The 22,642-nt window shown below is 75.3% G+C and carries 19 protein-coding genes; 9 read left to right on the top strand and 10 right to left on the bottom strand.

Annotated features, from left to right (window positions below; translation table 11 throughout):
• Positions 1-106: 106 nt before the first annotated feature.
• Genes ACGF3J_RS09345 through ACGF3J_RS09355 form a run of 3 tightly spaced genes read left to right on the top strand, consistent with a single transcriptional unit; the run spans position 107 to position 1,640 of the window.
• Positions 107-649: an RNA polymerase sigma factor gene (locus ACGF3J_RS09345; protein ID WP_161330274.1), complete on the top strand. Its 543-nt coding sequence runs from the start codon at positions 107-109 to the stop codon at positions 647-649.
• Positions 640-1,305, top strand: coding sequence for an Asp23/Gls24 family envelope stress response protein (locus ACGF3J_RS09350; protein ID WP_393853764.1), 666 nt, complete (start codon positions 640-642; stop codon positions 1,303-1,305). Before ACGF3J_RS09345 ends, ACGF3J_RS09350 begins: the two co-directional genes overlap by 10 nt.
• Positions 1,302-1,640, top strand: a complete 339-nt coding sequence (locus ACGF3J_RS09355; protein ID WP_393853765.1) for an Asp23/Gls24 family envelope stress response protein — start codon at positions 1,302-1,304, stop codon at positions 1,638-1,640. The genes ACGF3J_RS09350 and ACGF3J_RS09355 overlap by 4 nt, the downstream gene beginning before the upstream one ends.
• 10 nt (positions 1,641-1,650) lie before the next feature.
• Here ACGF3J_RS09355 and ACGF3J_RS09360 read toward each other — a convergent pair whose 3' ends face one another.
• On the bottom strand, positions 1,651-5,445 hold the full coding sequence (locus tag ACGF3J_RS09360) for a WD40 repeat domain-containing protein (RefSeq protein WP_393853766.1): 3,795 nt from the start codon (positions 5,443-5,445) through the stop codon (positions 1,651-1,653).
• A gap of 365 nt (positions 5,446-5,810) precedes the next feature.
• On the opposite strand from ACGF3J_RS09360, the gene ACGF3J_RS09365 reads away from it, so the two are divergent.
• Positions 5,811-6,200 (top strand): hypothetical protein, encoded by a 390-nt coding sequence (locus ACGF3J_RS09365; protein WP_161326337.1) that lies wholly within the window; start codon positions 5,811-5,813, stop codon positions 6,198-6,200.
• A complete protein-coding gene (locus ACGF3J_RS09370) occupies positions 6,197-7,678 on the top strand; it encodes a tol-pal system YbgF family protein (RefSeq protein WP_161326336.1) in 1,482 nt (493 codons plus the stop codon). The genes ACGF3J_RS09365 and ACGF3J_RS09370 overlap by 4 nt, the downstream gene beginning before the upstream one ends.
• On the opposite strand, the gene ACGF3J_RS09375 is transcribed toward ACGF3J_RS09370, so the two are convergent.
• Genes ACGF3J_RS09375 through ACGF3J_RS09385 form a run of 3 tightly spaced genes read right to left on the bottom strand, consistent with a single transcriptional unit; the run spans position 7,610 to position 10,133 of the window.
• Positions 7,610-8,863, bottom strand: coding sequence for a glycosyltransferase (locus tag ACGF3J_RS09375; RefSeq protein ID WP_393853767.1), 1,254 nt, complete (start codon positions 8,861-8,863; stop codon positions 7,610-7,612). The genes ACGF3J_RS09370 and ACGF3J_RS09375 overlap by 69 nt on opposite strands.
• A complete protein-coding gene (locus ACGF3J_RS09380; RefSeq protein WP_393853768.1) occupies positions 8,860-9,102 on the bottom strand; it encodes a hypothetical protein in 243 nt (80 codons plus the stop codon). The genes ACGF3J_RS09375 and ACGF3J_RS09380 overlap by 4 nt, the downstream gene beginning before the upstream one ends.
• A complete protein-coding gene (locus tag ACGF3J_RS09385; RefSeq protein ID WP_393853769.1) occupies positions 9,099-10,133 on the bottom strand; it encodes a glycosyltransferase in 1,035 nt (344 codons plus the stop codon). The genes ACGF3J_RS09380 and ACGF3J_RS09385 overlap by 4 nt, the downstream gene beginning before the upstream one ends.
• Positions 10,134-10,440: 307 nt before the next feature.
• Between ACGF3J_RS09385 and ACGF3J_RS09390 the strand changes: the two genes are divergently transcribed.
• Together ACGF3J_RS09390 and ACGF3J_RS09395 are read left to right on the top strand one after the other, a co-directional pair.
• The gene (locus tag ACGF3J_RS09390; protein WP_161327479.1) at positions 10,441-10,881 is read left to right on the top strand and encodes an SRPBCC family protein; all 441 of its coding nucleotides are present in this window, start codon (positions 10,441-10,443) and stop codon (positions 10,879-10,881) included.
• A gap of 85 nt (positions 10,882-10,966) precedes the next feature.
• Positions 10,967-11,830: an endonuclease/exonuclease/phosphatase family protein gene (locus ACGF3J_RS09395; RefSeq protein ID WP_393853770.1), complete on the top strand. Its 864-nt coding sequence runs from the start codon at positions 10,967-10,969 to the stop codon at positions 11,828-11,830.
• A gap of 168 nt (positions 11,831-11,998) precedes the next feature.
• Here ACGF3J_RS09395 and ACGF3J_RS09400 read toward each other — a convergent pair whose 3' ends face one another.
• The 5 genes from ACGF3J_RS09400 to ACGF3J_RS09420 all read right to left on the bottom strand — a co-directional run bounded on the left by ACGF3J_RS09400 (position 11,999) and on the right by ACGF3J_RS09420 (position 18,925).
• The gene (locus tag ACGF3J_RS09400; protein ID WP_393853771.1) at positions 11,999-13,150 is read right to left on the bottom strand and encodes an XdhC family protein; all 1,152 of its coding nucleotides are present in this window, start codon (positions 13,148-13,150) and stop codon (positions 11,999-12,001) included.
• Between the two features lie 52 nt (positions 13,151-13,202).
• A complete protein-coding gene (locus tag ACGF3J_RS09405) occupies positions 13,203-14,660 on the bottom strand; it encodes an NCS2 family permease (protein WP_393853772.1) in 1,458 nt (485 codons plus the stop codon).
• Between the two features lie 391 nt (positions 14,661-15,051).
• Positions 15,052-17,436, bottom strand: coding sequence for a xanthine dehydrogenase family protein molybdopterin-binding subunit (locus ACGF3J_RS09410; protein WP_393853773.1), 2,385 nt, complete (start codon positions 17,434-17,436; stop codon positions 15,052-15,054).
• 2 nt (positions 17,437-17,438) lie between these two features.
• Positions 17,439-18,035: a (2Fe-2S)-binding protein gene (locus tag ACGF3J_RS09415; RefSeq protein ID WP_393853774.1), complete on the bottom strand. Its 597-nt coding sequence runs from the start codon at positions 18,033-18,035 to the stop codon at positions 17,439-17,441.
• Positions 18,035-18,925 carry an FAD binding domain-containing protein gene (locus ACGF3J_RS09420; RefSeq protein WP_393853775.1) on the bottom strand — a complete coding sequence of 297 codons (891 nt, stop codon included), beginning with the start codon at positions 18,923-18,925 and terminating at the stop codon, positions 18,035-18,037. Before ACGF3J_RS09420 ends, ACGF3J_RS09415 begins: the two co-directional genes overlap by 1 nt.
• Positions 18,926-19,212: 287 nt before the next feature.
• Between ACGF3J_RS09420 and ACGF3J_RS09425 the strand changes: the two genes are divergently transcribed.
• Together ACGF3J_RS09425 and ACGF3J_RS09430 are read left to right on the top strand one after the other, a co-directional pair.
• On the top strand, positions 19,213-20,895 hold the full coding sequence (locus tag ACGF3J_RS09425; protein WP_393853776.1) for a PucR family transcriptional regulator: 1,683 nt from the start codon (positions 19,213-19,215) through the stop codon (positions 20,893-20,895).
• 161 nt (positions 20,896-21,056) lie between these two features.
• Positions 21,057-21,845: a hypothetical protein gene (locus ACGF3J_RS09430; protein ID WP_161327639.1), complete on the top strand. Its 789-nt coding sequence runs from the start codon at positions 21,057-21,059 to the stop codon at positions 21,843-21,845.
• 6 nt (positions 21,846-21,851) lie between these two features.
• On the opposite strand, the gene ACGF3J_RS09435 is transcribed toward ACGF3J_RS09430, so the two are convergent.
• A complete protein-coding gene (locus ACGF3J_RS09435; RefSeq protein ID WP_393853777.1) occupies positions 21,852-22,496 on the bottom strand; it encodes a hypothetical protein in 645 nt (214 codons plus the stop codon).
• Between the last annotated feature and the right edge of the window lie 146 nt (positions 22,497-22,642).

Raw genomic sequence — 22,642 nt, forward strand, 5'->3', positions numbered from 1 at the left:
TTTTCTCCCGCGGCCTCACCTCTTCGCGTAACGCCGGGAGCGGGCGGCGTGTCCAACTGGGGAACCCGCCCATGGGAACCGTGGGGAACGACGGAAGGGAGCGCACGTGCCGGGCGACGACGGACTGCTCGCGGTACGGGCCGCCGAGGGCGACGAGGACGCCTTCGAGGCGCTCGTGCGCCGGCACGCGCCGGGGCTGCTGCGGCTGGCGGCGAGCATGCTGGGCAGTCCCTCCGAGGCGGAGGACGCGGTGCAGGACGCGTTCGTCAGCGCGTGGCGCAGGCTCCCGGAGTTCCGGGGGCGGTCCGCCTTCGGCACCTGGATGCACCGCATCGTCGTCAACCGGTGCCTGAACATGCTGCGTTCCAGACGGCCCGTCACGGACCTCGACAGCGTGCCCGAGCCGCAGGCGCCGGACCACGCGGTCTCCCCCGCACGGGCCGCCGAGTCGCACGCCGCCGCGCTGGCGCTGGGCAGGTCGCTGTCCGAGCTCTCCCCCGAGCAGCGGGTCTGCTGGGTGCTCAGAGAGCTGGAGGGCCAGTCGTACGAGACGATCGCGGAGACGGTCGGGATCAGCCCCGAGGCTGCCCGCGGCCGGGTGTTCCGCGCACGACGCTGCCTGACGGAGGCGATGACCGCATGGCGATGAACACCGGCGCTGAGCTGCCCGGGCCCGGCACCGGGCCCGGCGGTGCGCACGACCCCGGCGACGACGAACGGCTGGCATGCGGGCGGCTGCTGTCCGCGGTGTGGGAGTCCTGGGAGGACGCCGCGGACGACCCGCACCTGCGGGACTGCCCGCACTGCTCGGCCGCCGTCCGGCAACTGGACCTGCTCGGGGCCGCGGTGCGCGAGGCGGGGAGCGGGCGGGAGCCGCAGTGGGACGCCGGGGCGCTGACCGAGCGGGTCATGGACGTCGTCCGGCTGGAGCTGCGGCCCGGCCGGCCGCTGCCTCTCGGTGAGCCCGCGGAGGACCTGTGGGTGCGGGAGGCGATGGCGGCCAAGGCGCTGCGGGCCGCCGCCGAGACCGTGCCGGGCGTACGCGCGGGCTCCTGCCGGATCCGGCCCGCCGAGTCCGGCACCGGGCCCTCGCGCGGGCCGGTCCGGGTACGGCTGGAGGTCGTCGTACCGCTCACGGCCCACCTGCGCGACCTGGCGGAGGAGATCCGGCGGCGGGTGCGCGCAGCGGCCGACGACTCCCTGGGACTGCCGGTGGACCACGTGGACGTGCACATCACCGATGTGACCGAGCCGGCCGGCGCGGAGCCGGAACCGGCCGGCGCGGCAGAAGGGACCCGACCGTGACCGCTGCCGCCACCGGCCGTGACGCACTCGCCGGAACCGTCGCGCGGGTGACCGCCGGCGTGCCGGGCGTCGCCTTTCTGCGCCCGGGGCTCGCGGACCTGGTCCGGGGCTCCGCCCGCACCGGACCGCCGCGCGCGGCCGGGCGGGCGCCCGCGGGCGTCCGGGTGACCCGGGCCTCCGCGGCGGGGCCGTGGGAGGTCGACGTCCAGATCGTCGTCCGCCGCGGTCACCGCGCCCTGACCGTCGCCCGCGCGGTGCGCGACGCGGTGACCGCCGCGCTCGCCGGGACGGCGCCCGGCGCGCAGGTGACGGTGACCGTGACCAACGCGCTGTGAGCCGGGGGCGCTACCGGCAGGTGGGCCGGTAGGCGAGTTGCGGCAGCAGTTCGTGCCAGCGGGCGGGTGTGAGGTCGCCGCCGGTGCGGGCGCAGACGTGCCGTACGGCCCGGTCCGTGTCCAGGGTCCAGATCCTGGCCGTCAGGTCGTTGCCCGCGGAGGCCAGGGTGTCGCCGCCGGGCGCGAACGCGACCGAGGTGACCGTATCCAGGTGGCCGGTCAGGGGGCCGCCGAACGCCTCGGCGTGGGCGGGGTCGGCCACGTTCCACAGGCGTACGGCGTGGTCCTCGCCGCCGCTGGCGAGGGTGCGCCCGTCAGGGGCGAAGGACACGGAGGTGACGCCGCCGCGGTGTCCGGTCAGCTCCTCGCCCAGGGGCCGGACCCGGCCGGGGTCCGTGACGTCCCACAGCCGTACGGTGCGGTCCCGGCCGCCGGTGGCGAGGACGTGCCCCCGGGGGGCGAAGGCCACGGAGTTGACCCAGTCGCCGTGGGCGGTCAGGGGTTCGCCCAGCGGCCGGGCCCGGTCTCGGTCGCGGACGTCCCACAGGCGGGCCGTCTTGTCCTGGCTGCCCGTGGCGAGGGTGTGTCCGTCCGGCGAGAAGGCGACGGAGCCGACCCAGTCGGTGTGGGCGGTCAGCGGCGCCCCGACGGGACGTACGTCGTCGCGGTCGCGGACGTCCCACAGCCGGGCCCGCTCGTCGGCGCCGCCGGTCGCGAGGGTCCGGCCGTCCGGGGCGAAGGCGACGGTGAGGGCGCCGCCCGGGTGTGCGCCGGGGAGGGTGGCCGCGGGGGCGGGACGGGCCGGGTCGGAGACGTCCCACAGCCGTACGGCGCCGTCCTCGTCGCCGGAGGCGACCGTGCGGCCGTCCGGGGAGAAGGCGACGGTGAGGACGGCGGCCTCGTGGCCGGTGAGGGCTCGCGGCAGCCTGCGCGGGTGTTCCGGCCGGCCGACGTCCCAGAGCCGGACCAGGGCGTCGTCGGTGCTCGCGGCGGCGAACAGCCGCCCGCCGGGGGCGTAGGCCACGGCGGTGAGCGGGTTGGTGAAGTCGGTGAGGACGTTCTCCGGCAGGTGCCACAGGCGGACGCCCCGGTCGGCGCCGGTGGTGGCGAGGGTGCGGCCGTCCGGGGCGAACGCCAGGTCCCACAGGCCCTCGGTGTGGCCGGTCAGCGGTTCGCCGATCCGCTGCGGGTAGGCGGGGTTGGCGACGTTCCACAGGATCACGGTGTCGTCCTGCGCGGCGCTGGCCAGGGTGTGTCCGTCCGGGCTGAAGGCCACGGACCACACGGCGGCGGAGTGCCCGGTGAGCGCTTCGCCCAGGGGGCGCGGGGCGTCGCCGCCGGAGACGTCCCACAGGCGGACCATGTCGTCGTAGCCGGCGGTGGCCAGGGTGTCGCCGTCCGGGGAGTACGCGAGGGACCAGACCGCCTCGTCGTGCGCGCGCCGCGGCTCACCGAGCGGGGCCGGCCCGTCGGCGCCGCCGGCCCGCCAGAGCCGTACGGTCCCGGTGTGTCCGGCGGTGGCGAGGGTGCGGCCGTCCGGCGCGAAGGCGACGTCCCGGACGCTGCGGGTGTCGGCGCGGGCCGGGTCGCCGAGCGGCGTGGGCCGGGCCGGGTCCCGGACGTCCCAGAGGCGGAGGGTGCCGTCGTCGCCCGCGGTGGCGAGGGTGCGGCCGTCGGGGGCGAGGTCGACGGAGGTGACGGACTTCCCCCCGTGGCTCACCAGGGGCCGGCCCAGCGGGCGGGGCCGCGCGCGGTCGCGGGCGTCCCACAGGCGGATGCCGCCGTCCTGCCCGGCCGCGACGAGCAGCGTGCCGTCGGGCGAGTAGGCGAGCGCGCCGACGTCGTCGCCGGTGATGCGCAGCGGCTCGCCGAGCGGTGCGCGCGGGTCGGCTCCCGAGGTGTCCCACAGCCGTACGGTGCCGTCGTGGCCGCCGCTCGCGAGGGTGCGGCCGTCGGGGGCGAAGGCCACGGCGCTGCCGATGTCCCGGTGTCCGGGGAGCCGGGTGGACAGCACCCGGCCCGCGTCCGTGGTGAGCGCCGTCCTGAGTTCGGGGGTGGTGCGCATGCCGAGCGCGGCGATGTCGAGCCGGGCGGACAGGGGGGTGCTGGTGGGGCGCAGCCGGTCGGCCTCCGCGGTGATCCGGCCGAAGACGGCGACGTCCCGCTCGGCCCGGGCGTCGTCGCGCAGCCCGAGGGCGATGACGGCGGTGCCGGACGCGACGAGCACCAGCAGGGCGAGGGCGGCCGACAGCCCGCGCCGCAGCCACACCGCGCGTCGCCGCCGGCCGGTCGAGGCGGCCAGGAACTCGCGCTCCGTCGGCGTGAGTTCGACGTGCTGGTGGGGCGGGAAGGCCTCGTGGGCGGCGGCCAGGCGGGAGCCCGCGTAGAGCGCGGCGTTCTCCCGGCCGAGGCCGGTCCAGGTGCGGGCGGCCTCGGAGAGGGCGCGGTGGACGCGCAGCCGGTCGCGTTCGGTGTCGATCCAGCCGCGCAGTCTCGGCCAGGCGCTGATCAGTGCTTCGTGGGCTAGTTCGACGGTGCCGTCGTCGAGGGTGAGCAGCCGGGCGCGGACCAGCCGGTCCAGGACGGCGCGGGTGCCTTCCTGGTCGCCGAGGTCGAGTTCGGCGTGTTCGGCGGGCCGCCGGGTGTCGGGTGTGCCGTCGCCCGGTGCGACGAGCCGCAGCAGGACGCGGCGGGCCAGTTCGGCCTGGGGCGGGCCGAGTTCGCCGTAGACCTCCTCGGCGGTGCGCACGACGGCGCCGCGCAGGCCGCCGGCGGTCTCGTAGGCGGTCTCGGTGAGGGTCCGGCCGGTGCGGTGCCGCCAGGTCTCCAGCAGGGCGTGCGACATCAGCGGCAGTCCGCCCGGGGCGTCCTCGACCTCGTCGAGCAGCCGTGCCGTCAGGGCGCGTTCGACGACCAGGCCCTCGGCGGCGGCCGGCCGGACCACGGCCTCCCGCAGCTCCTCGCGGCTCATCGGACCGGCGAGCAGCGTCGCGTCCTGCAACGCCGCCGTGAGGGCGGGGTGTTCGGCGCAGCGTCCCAGGAAGTCGGCGCGTACGGCGATCACCACCCGCACGGAACCGCCCGGCGCGGCCGCGGCGAGCAGCCGGTCGACGAAGGCGTTGCGTTCGGCGGGGTCGGCGCAGAGGGTGTACAGCTCCTCGAACTGGTCGACGATGAGCCAGGTGTCCGCCCCCGGTGCCGCGCCGGGAGCGGGGTCCAGGCGGTCCGCGTGGGTGCTCAGCGGGTCGGCGCCGGGGGTGAGGACGCGGACGGCCGCGGGGGCGCAGGGCGCGTCCGGACCGGTCTCCGGGGTGCGCAGGCGGGGGATGAGCCCGGCCCGCAGCAGGGAGGACTTGCCGCTGCCGGAGGGACCGAAGACGGCGGTGAAGCGGTGCCGGCGGGTCAGCGCGGTCAGCCGGTCCACGAGCCGGTCGCGGCCGAAGAACAGCGCCGCGTCGTCCGGTTCGTAGCGTGTCAGGCCCCGGTAGGGCGGGCGGGACTCCTCCTCGGCGGCGGCGAGGGCGGCGGCCTCCGCGCTCGCCGCCCGCCAGCGCCGCTCCCACTCCTCGGGGTCGCCGCCGCAGACCTCGACGTAGGCGAGGGTCACGGCGAGCGTGGGGAGTTGACGCCCGGCCGCGGCCTGGGACAGGGCGGTGACCGAGAACGGCACCTGGTCCGCCATCGTCCGGTACGTCGGCCGGCCCACCGACTCGCGCAGGGCGCGGAGTTCGGCGGCGAACCGCTGCACCGGTCCGGCTCCCGGGTCGAGCCGTCGCTCCCGGCGTCCCACTCCGCGTCCGCTCACGTGTCCCCGCCCCGCCGTGGCTCCCGGTCCCCGTCCGGGCGCCCACGGTAGGCACGCGCGGGAGGGGCGGCAAGCGCGGGGGCGGGCATCCGCCGGTGGCGCACGCGGAGTTCACGGTGTCTTCACTCCGGTTCCGCGGGGTCGGGTGCCGCCCGGTGGGCCGCGTGCCGGTTCCGCATTGTTCAGGGCGGCGGCCGGGCTGCTGAACAACGCCACCGCGGGGTGGAATCGGTGCTCGGGGGAGTTGCGGGGTGGCGCGCAGGCCGTGCCGCTCATGGCCGCGCCACCCCGCAGGCACCTCGCGTACGCCGACGGTCGTGGGCGTACGCCGGGCTCAGGGACGGACAGATGAGGGAAGTGATCCGATGACCGCCGAGGCGACCCGTCGCCCGCCGAGCGTGACGCCGGCGGTGGTGCTGGTGATGCTCGGAACGTTCGTCGCCGCGACGACGGCGGCCGGTCCGCAGGAGGCGGGGGCCCTGGTGCTGCTGCTGGTGGCGGTCTGCTTCTGGTTCGCGGTCCGGGCCGGCCGGGGACGGCGCGGCGCCCGGACCGCGGTGACCTGCCTGACGGCGGTGGTCTTCGTGCTCGGGGCGGCGTTCGCGTTCGGGGACGCGCTGTACGGCGGCACCACGCTGCTGCTCGGCGCGCTGCTCGCGGTCCCGGGTGTGGTGCTGCTGTACCGCCCGGCCGCCGAGGAGTACGTCCGGGCCCGTGAGGAGTACCTCCGCACCGGCGAGGAGCTGGACGCGTGACCCGGCCGCCGTACGAGGATCCGGAGCACTCCGAGGCCGAGGAGCCGGGGGCGGGCCGGCCCGGGTACTGGGATCCGGGCTGGGAGCCCCGGCCTCCCGTGGGGCCCCGGCCGCCGCGTGAGCCCGACCCGTTGGCCGTCGCGGTCGGCAACGCCTCGCTGCTCGGGGCGGGTTATCTGATGCTGGGGCGCCGGTGGCTGTTCTGGGCGTGCGCGGTGGTCACGGTCGCGCTGCTGCGGCTGACGTACTCGACGGCCGAGACGTGGTGCGAGGTGCTCCTGCTGCTGTGGTGGGCGGTGATGGTCGCGCACGGCCTGTGGCTGGCGCGGCGGCACCCCGCGGCGGGCCCCCGGACCGGTCAGCGGGTGCTCGCGCTCGGTCTCACCCTGCCGGTGCTGGTGGCCGCCGGGTGGGTGCGGTACGACACCCACGGCATCGAGGACGCCGTGGCGGGGGCCCACGCGCGGGGGGACTGCGGCAAGGCGGTGGCGGCCCAGGACGAGGTGGGGTTCCGCCACCGGCTCGCCGCGGCACCGGTGGCCGCCCGGGGTGACGCCGTGGTCGAGGCGTGCGAGCGCCTGGACACGGCCGCCGGCTACCTGAGCACCGGGCTGACCGGCGACCTGGACGCGCTGGAGACCGGCTTCGGACGGCTCGGCGCGGTCCTCGGCGAGCCCGGCAACGAACGGGCCGTCGGGGTGACGCTGACGGACTTCCTTGAGGGGCTGCCGACCGAGGACGGCTGCCGGACGATGGACATCGCGGACTGGCTGCGGGAGCGCGAGTCCGGGCCGAAGGCCCTCGACGGCCCCTCCTCGGCCACCGCGGCCCGGATAGCCCCCGAGGCGCTCGAGGAGTGCGGAGACGCCCTCCTGGCCGACGGGCAGTGGGTGAACGCGCGGGACATGTACCAGCGGCTGCTCGACGAGCATCCCGGCGACGACCGCGCCGACGACGCGCGCGGCGGCATCAGGAAGGCGGGCCTGGCGATCCAGCTCAGCGACGTCAGGTCGCTGGTGACGGAGGCGAAGAGCATGAGCACCGGATACTGCCGGAAACCGGCGAAGTACGCCGGGGCGCCCGCGTACCGCGAGGGGAAGAGCCGCGCCCTGTTCGTCGGCGACACCGAGGCCACCACGTACACGGACAAGCTGCCCGAGGCGTGGAAGGCCGGCGACGCGGCCGACGCCGCGCTGGTGGTGTGCGCGGACGGGACGGAGGCGGGGGACGTCGTCGAGACGTGCCGGTACCGGGACCACAACGGCCGGATCGGCAGTGTCAGGTTCAACAGGCTGGCGGTCCGGGTGAAGGCGTACGCCCTGCGGACCGGGAAGCTCGTGACCGACCGCAAGGTGCAGATGGGCGGCGAGAGCTGCCCGGGCATCCTCAGGTACTTCGACAGTCTGCCGTCACGGATGGCCGTCACGCCCTCCGCCGCCGACGTGCGCGAGGCCTTCGGGCCGGTCGTCGGGCGCTGAGGGGGCGGTCACCGGGGGCGTCTCGGGCAGGGCCAGGCGGTAGACCTGTTCCACCGCGTCGGCGACCCGGGTCCAGGTGTGGTGCCGCAGGACCCGTTCGCGGCCGTTCCTGCCGTACTGGCGGCGGAGCCGTTCCTCGGCGAGGAGTGCGCGGACGGCGTCCGCGAGGGCGGCGGGGTCCTCGGGCGCGACCAGGCGGCCGGTGCTGCCGTCCGCCACGCAGTCGCGGTGGGCGCCGACGTCGGTGGCGAGGACGGGCACCGCGCACGCCATCGCCTCGAGCGGCACGAAGCCGAACGCTTCGTGGACGGGGGTGCACAGCACCAGGTCGGCGCTGCGCAGCAGGGCGGGCATGTCGTCCGGGGGGACCGCGCCGAGCAGCCGGACCCGGTCGGCGACACCGGTGCGGCGGGCCAGCGCGGTCAGGCGCCGGGCCTCCGGGTCGGCCGCCACGGCACCGGCCGGCGGGCCGCCCGCGACGAGGAGTTCGGCGTCGGGGACCTCGGCGAGGGCGCGGACGGCCTGGTCGTAGCCCTTGCCGGGCACCAGTCGTCCGCAGGCGAGCAGCCGGTGCCGTTGGCGGCGCTCGGGGGTGCGGCCGGTGTCGGCGGCGGGGTGGAAGTGCTCGGCGTCCACTCCGCAGGGCACCACCGACACCCGGCGGGCGGGTATGCCGAGGGCGCCGAGGGCGTCGGCCTCGTCGGTGCTGACGGCCAGGGCGCGTCGGCAGGCACGGCCGAGCAGCCGTTCGGCGGCGGCGCGTTCGGGCGGGCCGCCGGTGCCGGTGCCGAGGGTGTGGAAGGTCTGCACGAGGGGGATGCCGTGCGGCCGCACGCCGGTCCGCGCGGCCAGGCCGGACAGCCAGAAGTGGGCGTGCACCACGTCGGGCCCCTCCCGGGCCCAGACCCGGGCCAGGTGTGCGCCGAAGCCGCCCATGTGCGGCAGGAGCCCCTCCACGGGCAGCGCCTCGGGCGGGCCGGCCGGCACGTGCTCGACGACCACGCCGCCGGGCAGCGCGACCCGGGCGGGCAGGTCGGGGGCGTCGCGGCGGGTGTGCACCGTGACGTCGTGGCCGCGCGCCGCCAGCTCCTCGGCGAGGCGGGCCACGTAGACGTTCAGCCCGCCGGCGTCACCGCCGGGCTCGCTGAGGGGGCTCGCGTGCCCGGACACCATGGCGATCCTCATCGGGTCACCTCCTTGGGGGCCGCTCCCCGGCCGTAGCCGTCCGGCGGTTCGGGGCGGCTGTTGCGGGAAGCGGCCGGGGGGCCGGTGAGGGAGCGGATGCCGACGCGGGTTCGAGTACCGGCGCGGGTGACGTCGCGAGCGCCGGCGGGGACGGAGGCCGGGCCGGCGCGGAACTCGACGCCCGGCCGCGCGCGGGCGCCGGAGCGGGGCCCGCACCCGGCGGCCGCGGGCGGGCTCATGCGGGCGTCTCCCGCCAGGCGGGGGCGTTGCGGTGGCGCCACAAGCCGCTGAGCCGGTGCCAGGTAGCGGTGGGCGGAATGAGCGCGCTGGTGACCAGCATGGTCGTGACCTCGTGGCGGGTGCGCGGGCCGGGCGCGATGCGGGCCCAGGCGAACTCGGCGGTGCCGGCCGCCCAGCCGAGGCCGGTGACGGCCGCGGCGCGGGGCCGCCCGGCGACGGTGAGGGCCAAGGTCGCGGCTCCCACGGCGGTGATCGCCGCGTGGCGCCGGATCCGACCCCGCGGCGCCACCGCCTTGGCCCACCAGTCGGGGCCGTGCAGCCGTCGCATGAGGGCGTCGTCGGCGTTGGCCCGCTGCTGCCCCAGGGACACCCAGCGGGCGGCGGGCGGCACGGGGTGCCGGGTGGTGCGGCGGCCCCGCCGGATGCGCCACCCGGTGTCGAGGACGCGCAGCGCGAGGTCGGCGTCCTCCCGGAAGGCGCGGGTGAAGCGTTCGTCGAAGCCGCCGACCTGCCGGAGCACGACGGTGCGGTACGCCATGTCGGCGTTGGTCCAGCGGGCCCGGGCGAGCCCCGCGGTGTCGCGCTCCCAGTCGGTGGGGCGGCGCTCGCCGGGCAGCGGGACGGCGATCACGCCCTGCACGGCGCCGGTGTCGGGGGCCGCCTCGGCGAGGTCCTGGATCAGATCCCCGCACCAGTGCGGGCCGACCTGGACGTCGTCGTCGAGGAAGGCGGTCCAGGGCGCGGTGACCGCGCGGAGCCCGGTGTTGCGGGCGGCGGCGGGGCCGCGTCCGCCGCTGCGCAGCACCACCGTGCGCTCGCGCAGGTCGCCGAGGACGGTCAGCGGGTGCTCCAGCGCGCCCGGGTCGGCGCGGGGCCCGGGCCGGTCGTCGACCAGGACGATCTCGTCGGGGCCGGGACCGGTCGCGGCGGCCAGCGCGGCCAGGCAGTCGGCCAGCGAGTCGCGGACGAGCGTGGGGACGACGACGGCGTAGCCGTTCCCGGGGCCCGCGCGGCCGTGTCCGGGGCTCATGCGGCCGCCCTCCCCCGGCGCGCCGCGGGGCCGGGGCGCCGCAGCGGGTGGCGCGGGTCGTGGGACGTGGCGTCGGTACCGGGGTTGCGCATGAGGGGTGCTCCGAGCGGCGAGGTGTCGCGGGGGTCCGTCTCGGCTTCGCGGGTGCCGCGGGGCGGTCGCCTCAAACGCTCATGGACGCACTCCGTTTCCGGACATGCGTCCACATGTCACCGAGCGTGAGGTCTGCGGATGGACTGCTGGTCGGCGCGGTACCGCCCGGACCGGCCGGCGGCATCCCGGGGCCCGCGTTCCCTACGATCGTCGCGTGGTCACCTTCTCGCTGGAACGCACCGCCCCGCTCCCCCTCGACGAGGCGTGGCGGCGCCTCACCACCTGGTCCCGCCACGGCGACGCCGTGCCGCTGACCCGGGTCACCGTCGAGACGCCCGGGCCCACGCGCCGGGGCACGGTGATCGTGGCCCGCACCGGCGGCGGTCCGTTCGCCTTCGACGACCGGATGGAGGTCACCGTCTGGCAGCCGCCCGGGGACGACACGCCGGGCCGGTGCCGGCTGGAGAAGCGCGGCCGGCTGGTGCGGGGGTGGGCCGAGATCGAGGTGCGGCCGGGTCCCGGCGGCCGGACCCGGGTCCTGTGGCGCGAGGAGCTGGACGTCCGGCTGTTGCCGTCCGCCTTCGACCGCGCGCTCGGCGGTTCGGGTCGCTACGTCTTCGGCCGCGCGGTCAACCAGTTGCTGCGGCGCCCGTGAACCCGGGGTGGCGGACGAGGTACGGGCCGGCGACGAGTTCGCGCGGCGCGGCTCGCGGCGCCCGATTCCCGCGTACCGTGCCGTCATGTCTGCCAGAGCGCGCACCTTCGTCCAACTGTCCGTCGCCGGAGCCCTGTTGACCCTGGCCGTGGCGGCACCGCCCGCCTCCGCCGGCCAGGGCCACACCGTCCCGCTGCGCATCGCCACGTACAACATCCACGCCGGCACGGGCTCGGACGGCGTCTTCGACCTCGACCGGCAGGCCGCCGCGCTGCGCGCCCTCGACGCGGACGTGATCGGCCTCCAGGAGGTCGACGTGCACTGGGGAGACCGCAGCCAGGGGCTCGACGTGGCCGGGGAGTTGGCACGGCGGCTCGGGATGCGGGTGTCGTTCGCGCCGATCTACAGCCTCGACCCCGTGACGGAGGGCGGCCCCCGGCGCGAGTACGGCGTGGCGGTGCTGTCCCGCTTCCCGATCCGCTCCGCGGCGAACCACGAGATCACGCGTCTGTCCACGCAGGACGAGAACCCGGTCCCGGCTCCCGCACCCGGGTTCGGCGAGGTGACGCTCAAGGTGCGCGGGGTGCCGGTGCAGGTGTTCGTGACCCACCTCGACTACCGGGCCGACCCGGCCGTTCGGGTCGCGCAGGTCGCCGACACGCGGCGGATCATGGCCCGGGAGCGGGCGGCCCGGCCCGGGGCACGCCAGGTGCTGCTCGGCGACTTCAACGCCGAGCCGACGGCCCCCGAGCTGGGGCCGCTGTGGCGGGAGCTGCGCGACGCCGGGTCGGGCACCGGCGGCACGTTCCCGGCCGCGGCGCCCGTGAAGCGGATCGACTACGTGACCGTGGGCGAGGGCGTGCGGGTACGCGGCGCCGCCGTACCGGAGGAAGCGGTGGCCTCGGACCACCGGCCGGTGGTGGCGGACGTGTCACTGACGCGCCGCTGAGCCGCCCCGGGGCCGGGTGGCCCGGCACAGGGTGGGCAACCCGGGGCACGGCGTCCTTGCCGTTCCCGACCCGCAGGGCCGGGCGGCGCCGCGTCCGTGCCGCCCCGGGCCCGCGCGGGCCGAGCGGCAGCGCTGCCCTGGGGCCCGCCCCACCTGGGCCGTGGGCTTCTAGGCCACCGACCCGATCCGCCCCGCCGGTGTCGTCGGGCCGTCGTGGTGGATCGGGGTGTGGGCGCCGGTCAGGGAGGCACCCGTGCCGCCGCGGCGGGTGGCGACGATCTCGGCGGCGATGGAGAGGGCCGTCTCCTCGGGGGTGCGGGCGCCGAGGTCGAGGCCGATGGGCGACCTGAGGCGGGTCAGCTCCAGGTCGCTCACGCCGACCTCGCGCAGGCGCGCGTTGCGGTCCAGGTGGGTGCGGCGCGAGCCCATCGCGCCGATGTACGCCACCGGCAGCCGCAGCGCCAGCTTGATCAGCGGGATGTCGAACTTGGCGTCGTGGGTCAGGACGCACAGCACCGTGCGCGCGTCCACCTCCGTGCGCCGCAGGTACTCGTGGGGCCACTCGACGACGATCTCGTCGGCGTCCGGGAAGCGGAGCCGGGTCGCGAAGACGGGGCGGGCGTCGCACACCGTCACGTGGTAGCCGAGGAACTTTCCGGCGCGGACCAGCGCGGAGGCGAAGTCGATCGCGCCGAAGACGATCATGCGGGGGGCGGGCACCGAGGACTCGATCAGCAGCGTGAGCGGCGCCCCGCAGCGCGAGCCCTGCTCACCGATCTCCAGCGTGCCGGTGCGGCCGGCGTCCAGGAAGGCGCCCGCCTCGGCGGCCACCGTCCGGTCCAGTTCGGGGTGGGCGCCGAAACCGCCGGCGCGGGAGCCGTCCGGGTGGACGAGGAGCGCGCGGCCCATCAGCTCCGCCGGGCCGCTCACGACCCGCGCCACCGCTGCCGCCTCCCCCCGTGCGGAGGCGGCGAGCGCGGCGGCCAGCACCGGCCGGGCGGGGTCCGCCGCCCGTACCGGTGTCACGAGGATGTCGATGACCCCGCCGCAGGTCAGACCCACGGCGAAGGCGTCCTCGTCGCTGTAGCCGAAGCGCTCCAGGATGGTCTCGCCGTCCTCCAGCGACTGCCGGCACAGCTCGTACACGGCCCCTTCCACGCAGCCACCGGAGACCGAGCCGATCGCCGTGCCGTCGGCGTCCACCGCGAGGGCGGCGCCGGGCTGGCGGGGGGCGCTGCCGCCGACGGCCACCACGGTGGCCACGGCGAAGTCGCGTCCCTGCTCGACCCACCGGTTCAGCTCGTCGGCGATGTCCAGCATCTGTCGGTCCTCCTGAGACAAGGGGTACGTGAACGGGTTCCCGTCGTGGCGGCTAGTGCACGCCCAGCCAGCTCTCGATCGGGTTGAGGGCGAAGTAGACGACGAAGATCACCGTCAGGGCCCACATGAACGCGCCGATCTCCCGGGCCTTGCCCTGGGCGACCTTGATGGCGACGTAGGAGATCACTCCGGCGGCGACACCCGCCGTGATGGAGTACGTGAACGGCATCAGGACGACGGTCAGGAAGACCGGGATCGCGGTGGCCCGGTCGGCCCAGTCCACGTGCCGCGCGTTCATCATCATCATCGCGCCGATGACGACCAGGGCGGCGGAGGCCACCTCCTGCGGCACGATCGCGGTGATCGGCGTGAAGAAGAGGCAGGCCGCGAAGAACGCGCCGGTGACGACCGAGGCGAGCCCGGTGCGGGCGCCCTCGCCGACGCCGGTCGCGGACTCCACGAAGACGGTCTGGCCGGAGCCGCCCGCCACACCGCCGATGGCGCCGCCGGCGCCGTCGACGAACAGCGCCTTCGACAGGCCCGGCATGCGGCCCTTCTCGTCGGCGAGCTTGGCCTCGGTGCCGACGCCGATGATGGTGGCCATCGCGTCGAAGAACCCGGCCAGCACCAGCGTGAAGACGATCATGCCGACCGTCATCGCGCCGACCTCGCCCCAGCCGCCGAACTCCAGCGTGCCGAAGAGCGAGAAGTCCGGCATGGAGACCGCGCTGCCGTGCAGTTCCGGAGCGCCGTTCGCCCACTGCTTGGGGTCGATGACCCCGGCGGCGTTCAGCACCGCCGCGACGATGGTGCCGGTGACGATGCCGATCAGGATCGCGCCCGGGGTGTTGCGCGCCTGGAGCATGAAGATCAGGAGCAGCGTGCCCGCGAAGAGCAGCACGGGCCAGCCGGCGAGTTCGCCGGCGGGGCCGAGGGTGAGCGGGGTCGCCTCGCCGGCGTGTACGAAGCCGCCCTTCACCAGGCCGATGATGGCGATGAAGAGGCCGATGCCCATCGTGATGCCGTGCTTGAGGGCGAGCGGGATCGCGTTCATGATCATCTCGCGCAGCCCGGTGACCACGAGCAGCATGATGACCACGCCGTACATCACGCACATGGCGAAGGCCTGTCCCCAGGTCATCTGGGGGACGACCTGGCCGGCGATGACGCCGGACACCGAGAGTCCGGCGGCCAGGGCCAGCGGCACCTTGCCAATGAAGCCCATGAGGAGCGTGGTGACCGCCGCGGCGAGCGCCGTCGCGGTGATCAGGGCCTTCTGGCTGAGGGTGTCGCCCGCGACGTCCTTGCCGCCGAGCAGGACGGGGTTGAGCAGGACGATGTACGCCATCGCCATGAAGGTGGTGATGCCGCCGCGCACCTCACGCGCGACCGTGGATCCTCTGTGCGATATGTGAAAGTACCGGTCGAGCCAAGACCGGCCGGAGGGGACGCGGGAACCCGCGCCCGCTTCCTCGGCGGTGGTCTTGGGCTCCACAGACTGCTGGGTCATGGGGCCGTCTCCCAAGGTTCAAAGGGGCACCCGCGCGTGCCGCTGGGGCGGCTGCGGGGATTTGGGATGTGCACGACCCGGGGGACGGCCCGAGACGAACGCATGATTGTTGAAACTTCGAGGCCCGCGAGCGGGACGGGACCCGGTCGGTGCTCCGGGCGGCGCGGAGTGTGTGACGTTCCGTGCGCCGCCCGGAGGTTCAGGGGGTGTCGTCCGGATCCGGCCGGGGTCGCGGGGTCTGGCACGCACATCTGCGGCGTTGTCGTCGGTTGCCAGGGCTCCGCCCTGTCGCCCTCCTCCGCCTTGCAGCTGCACGCACCAGACCCCACTCGGCTCGGTTCCATGGGCGCCGTTGCCTGGTGCCGGCCCGATCCGGACGACACCCCCTGACTCACGCCGTGCCGGTGAGGTGCTCCGGTCGTACCGGCGTGCGGTCGAGCGCCAGCCCCGTCGCGTTCCGGATGGCCGCGAGGACCGCCGGGGTGGACGACAGGGTGGGGGCCTCGCCGATGCCGCGCAGCCCGTACGGCGCGTGGTCGTCGGCGAGTTCGAGCACGTCGACCGGGATCGTCGGCGTGTCGAGGATGGTGGGGAGCAGGTAGTCCGTGAAGGAGGGGTTCCTGACCTTCGCCGTCTTGGGGTCGACGACGATCTCCTCCATGATGGCGATGCCCAGCCCCTGGGTGGTGCCGCCCTGGATCTGCCCGATGACGGACAGCGGGTTGAGCGCCTTGCCGACGTCCTGCGCGCAGGCCAGTTCGATGACCTTGACCAGGCCGAGCTCGGTGTCGACCTCGACGACGGCGCGGTGCGCGGCGAAGGAGTACTGGACGTGGCCGTTGCCCTGGCCGGTGCGCAGGTCGAAGGGCACGGTCGGCCGGTGCCGCCACTCCTCCTCGACCTCGACGGTCTCGCCCTCCAGGACGTCGACGAGGCCGGACAGGACCTCGCCGCCGTCGGTGACGACCTTGCCGCCCTCCAGCAGGAGTTCGGCGGTGGCCCAGGCGGGGTGGTAGGAGCCGAACTTGCGGCGGCCGATCTCCAGGACCTTCTCGCGCACCAGCTCGCAGGCGTTCTTCACGGCGCCGCCGGTGACGTACGTCTGCCGGGAGGCCGAGGTGGAGCCGGCCGAGCCGACCTGGGTGTCCGCCGGCGCGATGGTGACCTGGGTGACGCCCAGCTCGGTACGGGCGATCTGCGCGTGCACGGTGACGCCGCCCTGGCCGACCTCCGCCATGGCGGTGTGCACGGTGGCGACCGGCTCGCCGCCGATGACCTCCATGCGGACCTTGGCGGTGGAGTAGTCGTCGAAGCCCTCGGAGAAGCCGACGTTCTTGATGCCGACCGCGTAGCCGACACCGCGGACGACGCCCTCGCCGTGCGTGGTGTTGGACAGACCACCGGGCAGCTGGCGCACGTCGGCGCCCTCGCTGGACTCCCACTGGCGCTCCGGCGGCATCGGCATCGCCTTGACGCGGCGCAGCAGTTCGGCGACCGGCGCCGGGGAGTCGACCGGCTGGCCGGTGGGCATGAGGGTGCCCTGCTCCATGGCGTTGATCCGGCGGAACTCCACCGGGTCCATGCCGAGTTCCTTGGCGACCTTGTCCATCTGCGCCTCGTAGGCGAAGCACGCCTGGACCGCGCCGAAGCCGCGCATCGCGCCGCAGGGCGGGTTGTTGGAGTAGAGGGCGATGGCCTCGATGTCCACGTCGTCGATCACGTAGGGGCCGACGGCGAGCGAGGAGGCGTTGCCGACGACGGCCGGGGAGGCGGAGGCGTAGGCGCCGCCGTCCAGGACGATGCGGCACTTGAGGTGGGTGAGCTTGCCGTCCTTGGTGGCGCCGTGCTCGTAGAAGAGGCGGGCCGGGTGGCGGTGCACGTGGCCGAAGAAGGACTCGAAGCGGTTGTAGACGATCTTGACCGGCTTGCCGGTGCGCATCGCCAGCAGGCAGGCGTGGATCTGCATGGACAGGTCCTCGCGCCCGCCGAAGGCGCCGCCGACGCCGGAGAGCGTCATGCGGACCTTGTCCTCGGGCAGGCCGAGTACCGGGGCGATCTGCTTCAGGTCGGAGTGCAGCCACTGGGTGGCGACGTACAGCTCGACGCCGCCGTCCTCGGAGGGCACCGCGAGGCCGGACTCGGGGCCGAGGAAGGCCTGGTCCTGCATGCCGAAGTAGTACTCGCCCTTGACGATCACGTCGGCCCGCGCGGCGGCCGCGTCGGCGTCGCCGCGGACGATCGGCTGGCGGTGCACGATGTTGGGGTGCGGGACGTGGCCGATGTGGTGGTCGTCGCGGCCCTCGTGGACGAGGATCGCGTCGGGCGCCGTCGCGGAGGCCTCGTCGGTGATGACGGGCAGCTCGCGGTACTCCACCTTGATCTTGGCGGCGGCGCGGCGCGCGGTCTCCGGGTGGTCGGCGGCGACGATGGCGACGGGCTCGCCGTGGTGGCGGACCTTGCCGTGGGCGAGGACGGGGGTGTCCTGGATCTCCAGGCCGTAGTTGCGTACCTCGGTGGGCAGGTCCTCGTACGTCATGACGGCGTAGACGCCGGCCATGGCGAGGGCCTCGCCGGTGTCGATGGAGACGATCTCGGCGTGCGCGACGGTGGAGCGCAGGATCTGGCCCCAGAGCATGTCCTCGTGCCACATGTCGGACGAGTACGCGAACTCGCCGGTGACCTTGAGGGTGCCGTCCGGGCGGAGCGTGGACTCGCCGATACCGCCCTTGGTCTGGGAACCCTGGGTGATTTTGGTGGGTGCGCCGGTGGCAGCCATGTTCAGACCCCCTCGGACTGACGGGCCGCGGCCAGGCGGACCGCGTCCATGATCTTCTCGTAGCCCGTGCAGCGGCACAGGTTGCCCGACAGCGCCTCACGGATGTCCGCGTCGGACGGGTTCGGGTTGCGCTCCAGCATCTCGTCGGCGGCGACCAGCAGTCCGGGCGTGCAGAAGCCGCACTGGACGGCGCCGGCGTCGATGAACGCCTGCTGGATCGGGGCCAGTTCGGTGCCCTCGCCGGTCTGGGAGTCGGTGCCGCCGGCCTGCCAGCGCTTGGCCTGGTCGAGGGTGGTGCCCTTGCCCGCGTCGCTTCCGCAGGCGCCGGTGGCGCAGCCCTCGGCGCGGTCCTTCGCGAACTCCGCGAGGCCCTCGACGGTGACGACCTCGCGGCCCTGCGCCTGTCCGGCCGCGACCAGGCAGGAGCAGACCGGCACGCCGTCCAGGCGGACCGTGCAGGAGCCGCACTCGCCCTGCTCGCAGGCGTTCTTGGAGCCGGGCAGGCCCATCCGCTCGCGCAGCACGTACAGCAGGGACTCGCCCTCCCACACGTCGTCGGCTTCCTGCGGACGTCCGTTGACAGTGAAGTTGACGCGCATTACGCAGCTCCCTCCGTGGCGGTGCGGGTGCCGCGGTACGACTCCCAGGTCCAGGTCAGCGTCCGGCGGGCCATGACGCCGACGGCGTGGCGGCGGTAGTTCGCGGTGCCGCGGACGTCGTCGATCGGGTTGCAGGCGCCGGAGCAGAGCTCGGCGAACTGCTTGGCGACCGACGGGGTGATGATCTTTCCGCTGTCCCAGAAGCCGCCCTCGTCGAGCGCCGCGTTCAGGAACTCCTCGGCCGCCTTGGCCCGCACGGGGGTGGGGGCGGCCGAGCCGATGCCGGTGCGCACGGTGCGGGTCTCGGGGTGCAGGGCGAGGCCGAAGGCGCACACGGCGATGACCATGGCGTTGCGGGTGCCGACCTTCGAGAACTGCTGGGGTCCGTCGGCCTTCTTCACGTGCACGGCACGGATCAGCTCGTCGGGCTCCAGGGCGTTGCGCTTGACGCCCGTGTAGAACTGGTCGATCGGGATCAGGCGCCTGCCGCGCACCGACTCGGCCTCGACCTCGGCGCCCGCGGCGAGCAGCGCCGGGTGGGCGTCGCCGGCCGGGGAGGCGGTGCCGAGGTTCCCGCCCACGCCGCCGCGGTTACGGATCTGCGGGGAGGCGACCGTGTGCGAGGCGAGGGCGAGACCCGGCAGCTCGGCGCTCAGGTTCTCCATGATCCTGGTGTAGGGCACGGAGGCGCCGAGCCGTACGGAGTCCTCGCCGACCTCCCACTCGAAGAGGTCGCCGATGCGGTTGAGGTCCATGAGGTACTCGGGCCGGCGGTGGTCGAAGTTGATCTCGACCATCACGTCGGTGCCACCCGCGATCGGCACAGCGGTGGGGTGCTCGGCCTTGGCGGCGAGCGCCTCCTCCCAGCTGGCGGGGCGAAGGAAGTCCATGACCGGCTCTCTTCTTCGTCTACTTGTGGGGCGTACAGATTGAGCCAATCCGTGTGCGGCGGGCCCGGCTCGTTCATGTGCTGTTCACGTGGATTGGCCTCAGTACACCGTCCTGTGCTCCACCGGGGTCAGTCGCAGAAACCATGAAGGAGTTGGCTGGCCAGGGCAGGCATCTTGTAGATTCGTATGAAAGGAGGTCCTCAGTAACCTCCTCGTTTTCCTCCGGAAACGCGCGCCACAGCCGCGTGACCTGGAACACTTCGAGACAAAGATCGGCGGCGACGAGAATGCGGCTGCGCGCACTGCTGGACACCGACGCGCTGGGCCTCAAGCTGCTCGGCGGCGAGGACGAGCTGGACCGATCGGTCCGCGGCGTGATGACCACCGACCTGCGGGACCCCAGCCGCTACCTCTCGGGCGGTGAACTGGTGCTGACCGGCCTGGCCTGGCGGCGGGACGCCGACGATTCCGAGCCTTTCGTGCGCCTCCTGGTGCAGTCCGGCGTGAGCGCCCTGGCCGCCGGCGAGGCGGAGCTGGGGAGCGTGCCGGAGGACCTGGTGCTGGCCTGCGTGCGGCACCGGCTGCCGCTGTTCGCGGTGCACGAGTCGGTGGCCTTCGCGACCATCACCGAGCACGTCGTCCGGCAGGTCTCGGGCGAGCGGGCCGGTGACCTCGCGGCCGTGGTGGACCGGCACCGCCGGATGATGACCTCGGGCCCCGCGGGCGGCGGCCCCGACGTGGTCCTCGACCTCCTCGGCTCCGACCTGGACCTGCGGGCCTGGGTGCTGTCGCCGACCGGGCGGCCGGTCGCGGGCTCGAAGGCGGCGGGCCCCGCGCTGCCCGCCGAGGTGTGCGCGCGGCTGGCGGCGGAGCACCTGGCGGCCACCCGCGCGGGGCGGCGCGCACCGCACCGGGTGCCGGTGGCGGGGAGCACGTACAGCGTCTTCCCGGTGCGGGCCGGCGCCCGCACCCCGCAGGCGGTGGGTGTGTCCCGGGAGGTGCGGGAGACGGTGCTGTCGGACTGGCTCCTCGTGGTGGAGGCGGACGCCGGGGACTGGGCCGAGGAGCGGCTCGACCTGCTGTACGGGGTCACGCAGCTGATCGCGGTTGAGCGGGACCGCCGGGACGCGGCCCGCACGGTGCGGCGGCGGCTGGCGCAGGAGGTCCTGGAGCTGGTGCAGACGGGCGCCGCGCCCGCCGAGATCGCGGCCCGGCTGCGGGTGGCGGCGCCGGTGCTGCTGCCCGGACTCGGCGCCGCCCCGCACTGGCAGGTCGTGGTGGCCCGCGTCGAGTGGGAGGACGGTACGGCGGAGACCGGCCCGGTCGCCCAGTCGCTGCTGGAGGAGATCCTCGTCGACCCGCACGCCACGGGCCCCGAGCACTCCGACCGCATCGCCGTGGCGCACACCGGTGACGAGGCCGTGGCCCTCGTACCGCTGCCGGCGGTCTCCACCGAGCACGACGGCTCCGAGACCGGCGTCCTCGCGGACGCGCTGCTGGAGTCCGTACGGGAACCGCTGTCCGCGGGGCTGGACGGGGACGGGCGGGTCACGCTCGGCGTCAGCGCGGCCGTGCACTCGGCGGAGGGGCTGCGCGGGGCGCTGGAGGAGGCCCGGCACGCGCGGCGGGTGGCCGCGGCCCGGCCCGGCCGGGTCTGCGCGGCGGGCCACCAGGAGCTGGCCTCGCACGTGCTGCTGCTCCCCTTCGTCCCCGACGACGTCCGGCGCGCCTTCACCGCGCGGCTGCTCGACCCGCTGCGCGACTACGACCGCCGCCACCGCGCCGAGCTGATCCCGACGCTGGAGGCCTTCCTCGACAGCGACGGCTCCTGGACACGCTGCGCGAACCGGCTCCACCTGCACGTCAACACGCTGCGCTACCGCGTCGGCCGGATCGAGCAGTTGACGGGGCGTGACCTGTCGCGCCTGGAGGACAAGCTGGATTTCTTCCTCGCACTGCGGATGAGCTGAGGCGCGGGCGCTTTCCGGCCCGGAACATCCCCAAACCTCGGGCGCGGGAAGTCCCACGACTTTGTGAAATCTTTCACCCATCCCCTTGGCCGGGCCGCCGGATCCGTGCTGAGATGCGGCCACCACTCGAGAGCTCGATGGCGTGCTAAGGGGAGGGCGACGTGGCGCATTCCGCCATGGCTGGTTCTGGTTGGGGAACGACCGAGGGTGACGATCCGCTCCAGACCGCGGTATGGCGGTTGCGCTCGCGCGCCTGCTGGGCCGACGCGGCGGCCCTGCTGGAGCCGGTCACCGCGGCCACCGCCCTGCAGCGGACCGCGCTGCTGGTGGAGCGGTGCCTGTACACCGAGCAGGGCTGGGCGGAGGCCGAGGACGCGCTGCGCACCGCGGAGGCGCTGGCCCACAGCGACGACGAGCGCGGGGCGGCCGCCTGTGAACGAGGGCAACTCGCCTACGCGGCCACCGTGCACCAGGTGCGCGACCGGGCCGACGAGGCACGGGCCGCGCTGGGCCGGGCGGCGGCGCTCATCGCGCCGGGGGCCGACGGGCGTGCGCTGCTGGACTTCCGGCGCGGACTGGTCGCGGAGAACCTGAGCCGCTCACCGCAGTCCGCCCGCGCGGCGTACCGGCGCGCGCACGCCGGGGCGACCGCGCACGGACAGCCGCTGCTGCTGTCCTTCACCTGGCGGCATCTGGCCGGACTCGCCCTGCGGGAGGGCGAGTTGGCCGAGGCGCGGCACGGCTTCGCCGAGTCCCTGCGGATCCGCGAGGAGCTGGGGTACCTCGTCGGCACGGCGCCCGCGCTGGCGTCCCTCGCGGACGCGGAGACGGAACCGGAGGCGTCCCGGCTGCGGGAGGAGGCCCGACGGCTCTTCCGGCTGCTGGGCGGCGTACCGACCTGGCTGGCCCAGCACCTCACCCCGCCGGCCCCGGACGCGGCGACGGCCTGACGCCCCTCACGGGGACCTGCTCCACCGCGGGGCGGTGGCGGCCCACGCGGCGTCCCAGGCGGCGAGGTCGCGGCGCCACAGGACGAGCCCGGCGACGCCGTGGGCGGCGAGGCCGGTGAGGACGACGCCGAGGAAGGCGAGGATGGCCCAGCCCATCGTGCGGCTGCGCAGTTGCTCCGTGCTGAGCGGAGGCCCGGTGATGCCGCCCGACGGGTCGACCCAGACGAGCACGGTGCTGCCGGCGGTCCGGCCCGGCTCGACGTCCGTGCGCCCGGTCCGCGACGTCCCGTCCGGGCCGGTGAAGCGGACCTCGACCGGATACCGGGTGCGCCTCGCCTCGTCCGACCCCGGTTCCGGATGCCGTGGGGCGTCCCGGACGAGGACGGCGGGGCGTTGGTCCCGGGACGCGGCCTCGTGGGTGGCGACGCTCCGGTAGTGGCGGTGGGCCGCGTCGCCGACGGTGAACATCGCCGCCGGGGCCGTCACCAGCACGCCGAGCACCAGCCCGAGCGTCAGCCAGACCCGCAGCCGGTCGGTGCGGCGCCGCAGGGGGTTCCGGCGCCACCGCCACAGGAGCGGCGGGCGCGACCCCGCGGGACGGCGGCCGGGAACGCCCGTGGGCGGCTGGGCGGGTGGGATCTCACCGGCCACGGTGTGCCTCCTTCCCGGCTCATGGCAGCCGGAACGGGGCCGTGGGGGCCGGGCACGGCGCCGCCGGCGGGGGGGGGGGCGCGCAGGGGGGGGGGGTGCCCGGGGCCGGGGGGCGCCCCCCGGGGCGGGGGGGGGGGGCCCCCCCG

Origin of the sequence: Streptomyces sp. NPDC048171, from assembly GCF_043202655.1 — a bacterium.
Lineage (GTDB): Bacteria > Actinomycetota > Actinomycetes > Streptomycetales > Streptomycetaceae > Streptomyces.

What these genes read in the sequence shown, in the direction of transcription:
- ACGF3J_RS09350 (WP_393853764.1), top strand. Translation starts at nt 640, where the DNA reads ATGGCGATGAACACCGGCGCTGAGCTGCCCGGGCCCGGCACCGGGCCC.
- ACGF3J_RS09365 (WP_161326337.1), top strand. Translation starts at nt 5,811, where the DNA reads ATGACCGCCGAGGCGACCCGTCGCCCGCCGAGCGTGACGCCGGCGGTG.
- ACGF3J_RS09375 (WP_393853767.1), bottom strand. Translation starts at nt 8,863, where the DNA reads ATGAGGATCGCCATGGTGTCCGGGCACGCGAGCCCCCTCAGCGAGCCC.
- ACGF3J_RS09380 (WP_393853768.1), bottom strand. Translation starts at nt 9,102, where the DNA reads ATGAGCCCGCCCGCGGCCGCCGGGTGCGGGCCCCGCTCCGGCGCCCGC.
- ACGF3J_RS09385 (WP_393853769.1), bottom strand. Translation starts at nt 10,133, where the DNA reads ATGAGCCCCGGACACGGCCGCGCGGGCCCCGGGAACGGCTACGCCGTC.
- ACGF3J_RS09395 (WP_393853770.1), top strand. Translation starts at nt 10,967, where the DNA reads ATGTCTGCCAGAGCGCGCACCTTCGTCCAACTGTCCGTCGCCGGAGCC.
- ACGF3J_RS09400 (WP_393853771.1), bottom strand. Translation starts at nt 13,150, where the DNA reads ATGCTGGACATCGCCGACGAGCTGAACCGGTGGGTCGAGCAGGGACGC.
- ACGF3J_RS09405 (WP_393853772.1), bottom strand. Translation starts at nt 14,660, where the DNA reads ATGACCCAGCAGTCTGTGGAGCCCAAGACCACCGCCGAGGAAGCGGGC.
- ACGF3J_RS09410 (WP_393853773.1), bottom strand. Translation starts at nt 17,436, where the DNA reads ATGGCTGCCACCGGCGCACCCACCAAAATCACCCAGGGTTCCCAGACC.
- ACGF3J_RS09415 (WP_393853774.1), bottom strand. Translation starts at nt 18,035, where the DNA reads ATGCGCGTCAACTTCACTGTCAACGGACGTCCGCAGGAAGCCGACGAC.
- ACGF3J_RS09420 (WP_393853775.1), bottom strand. Translation starts at nt 18,925, where the DNA reads ATGGACTTCCTTCGCCCCGCCAGCTGGGAGGAGGCGCTCGCCGCCAAG.
- ACGF3J_RS09425 (WP_393853776.1), top strand. Translation starts at nt 19,213, where the DNA reads ATGCGGCTGCGCGCACTGCTGGACACCGACGCGCTGGGCCTCAAGCTG.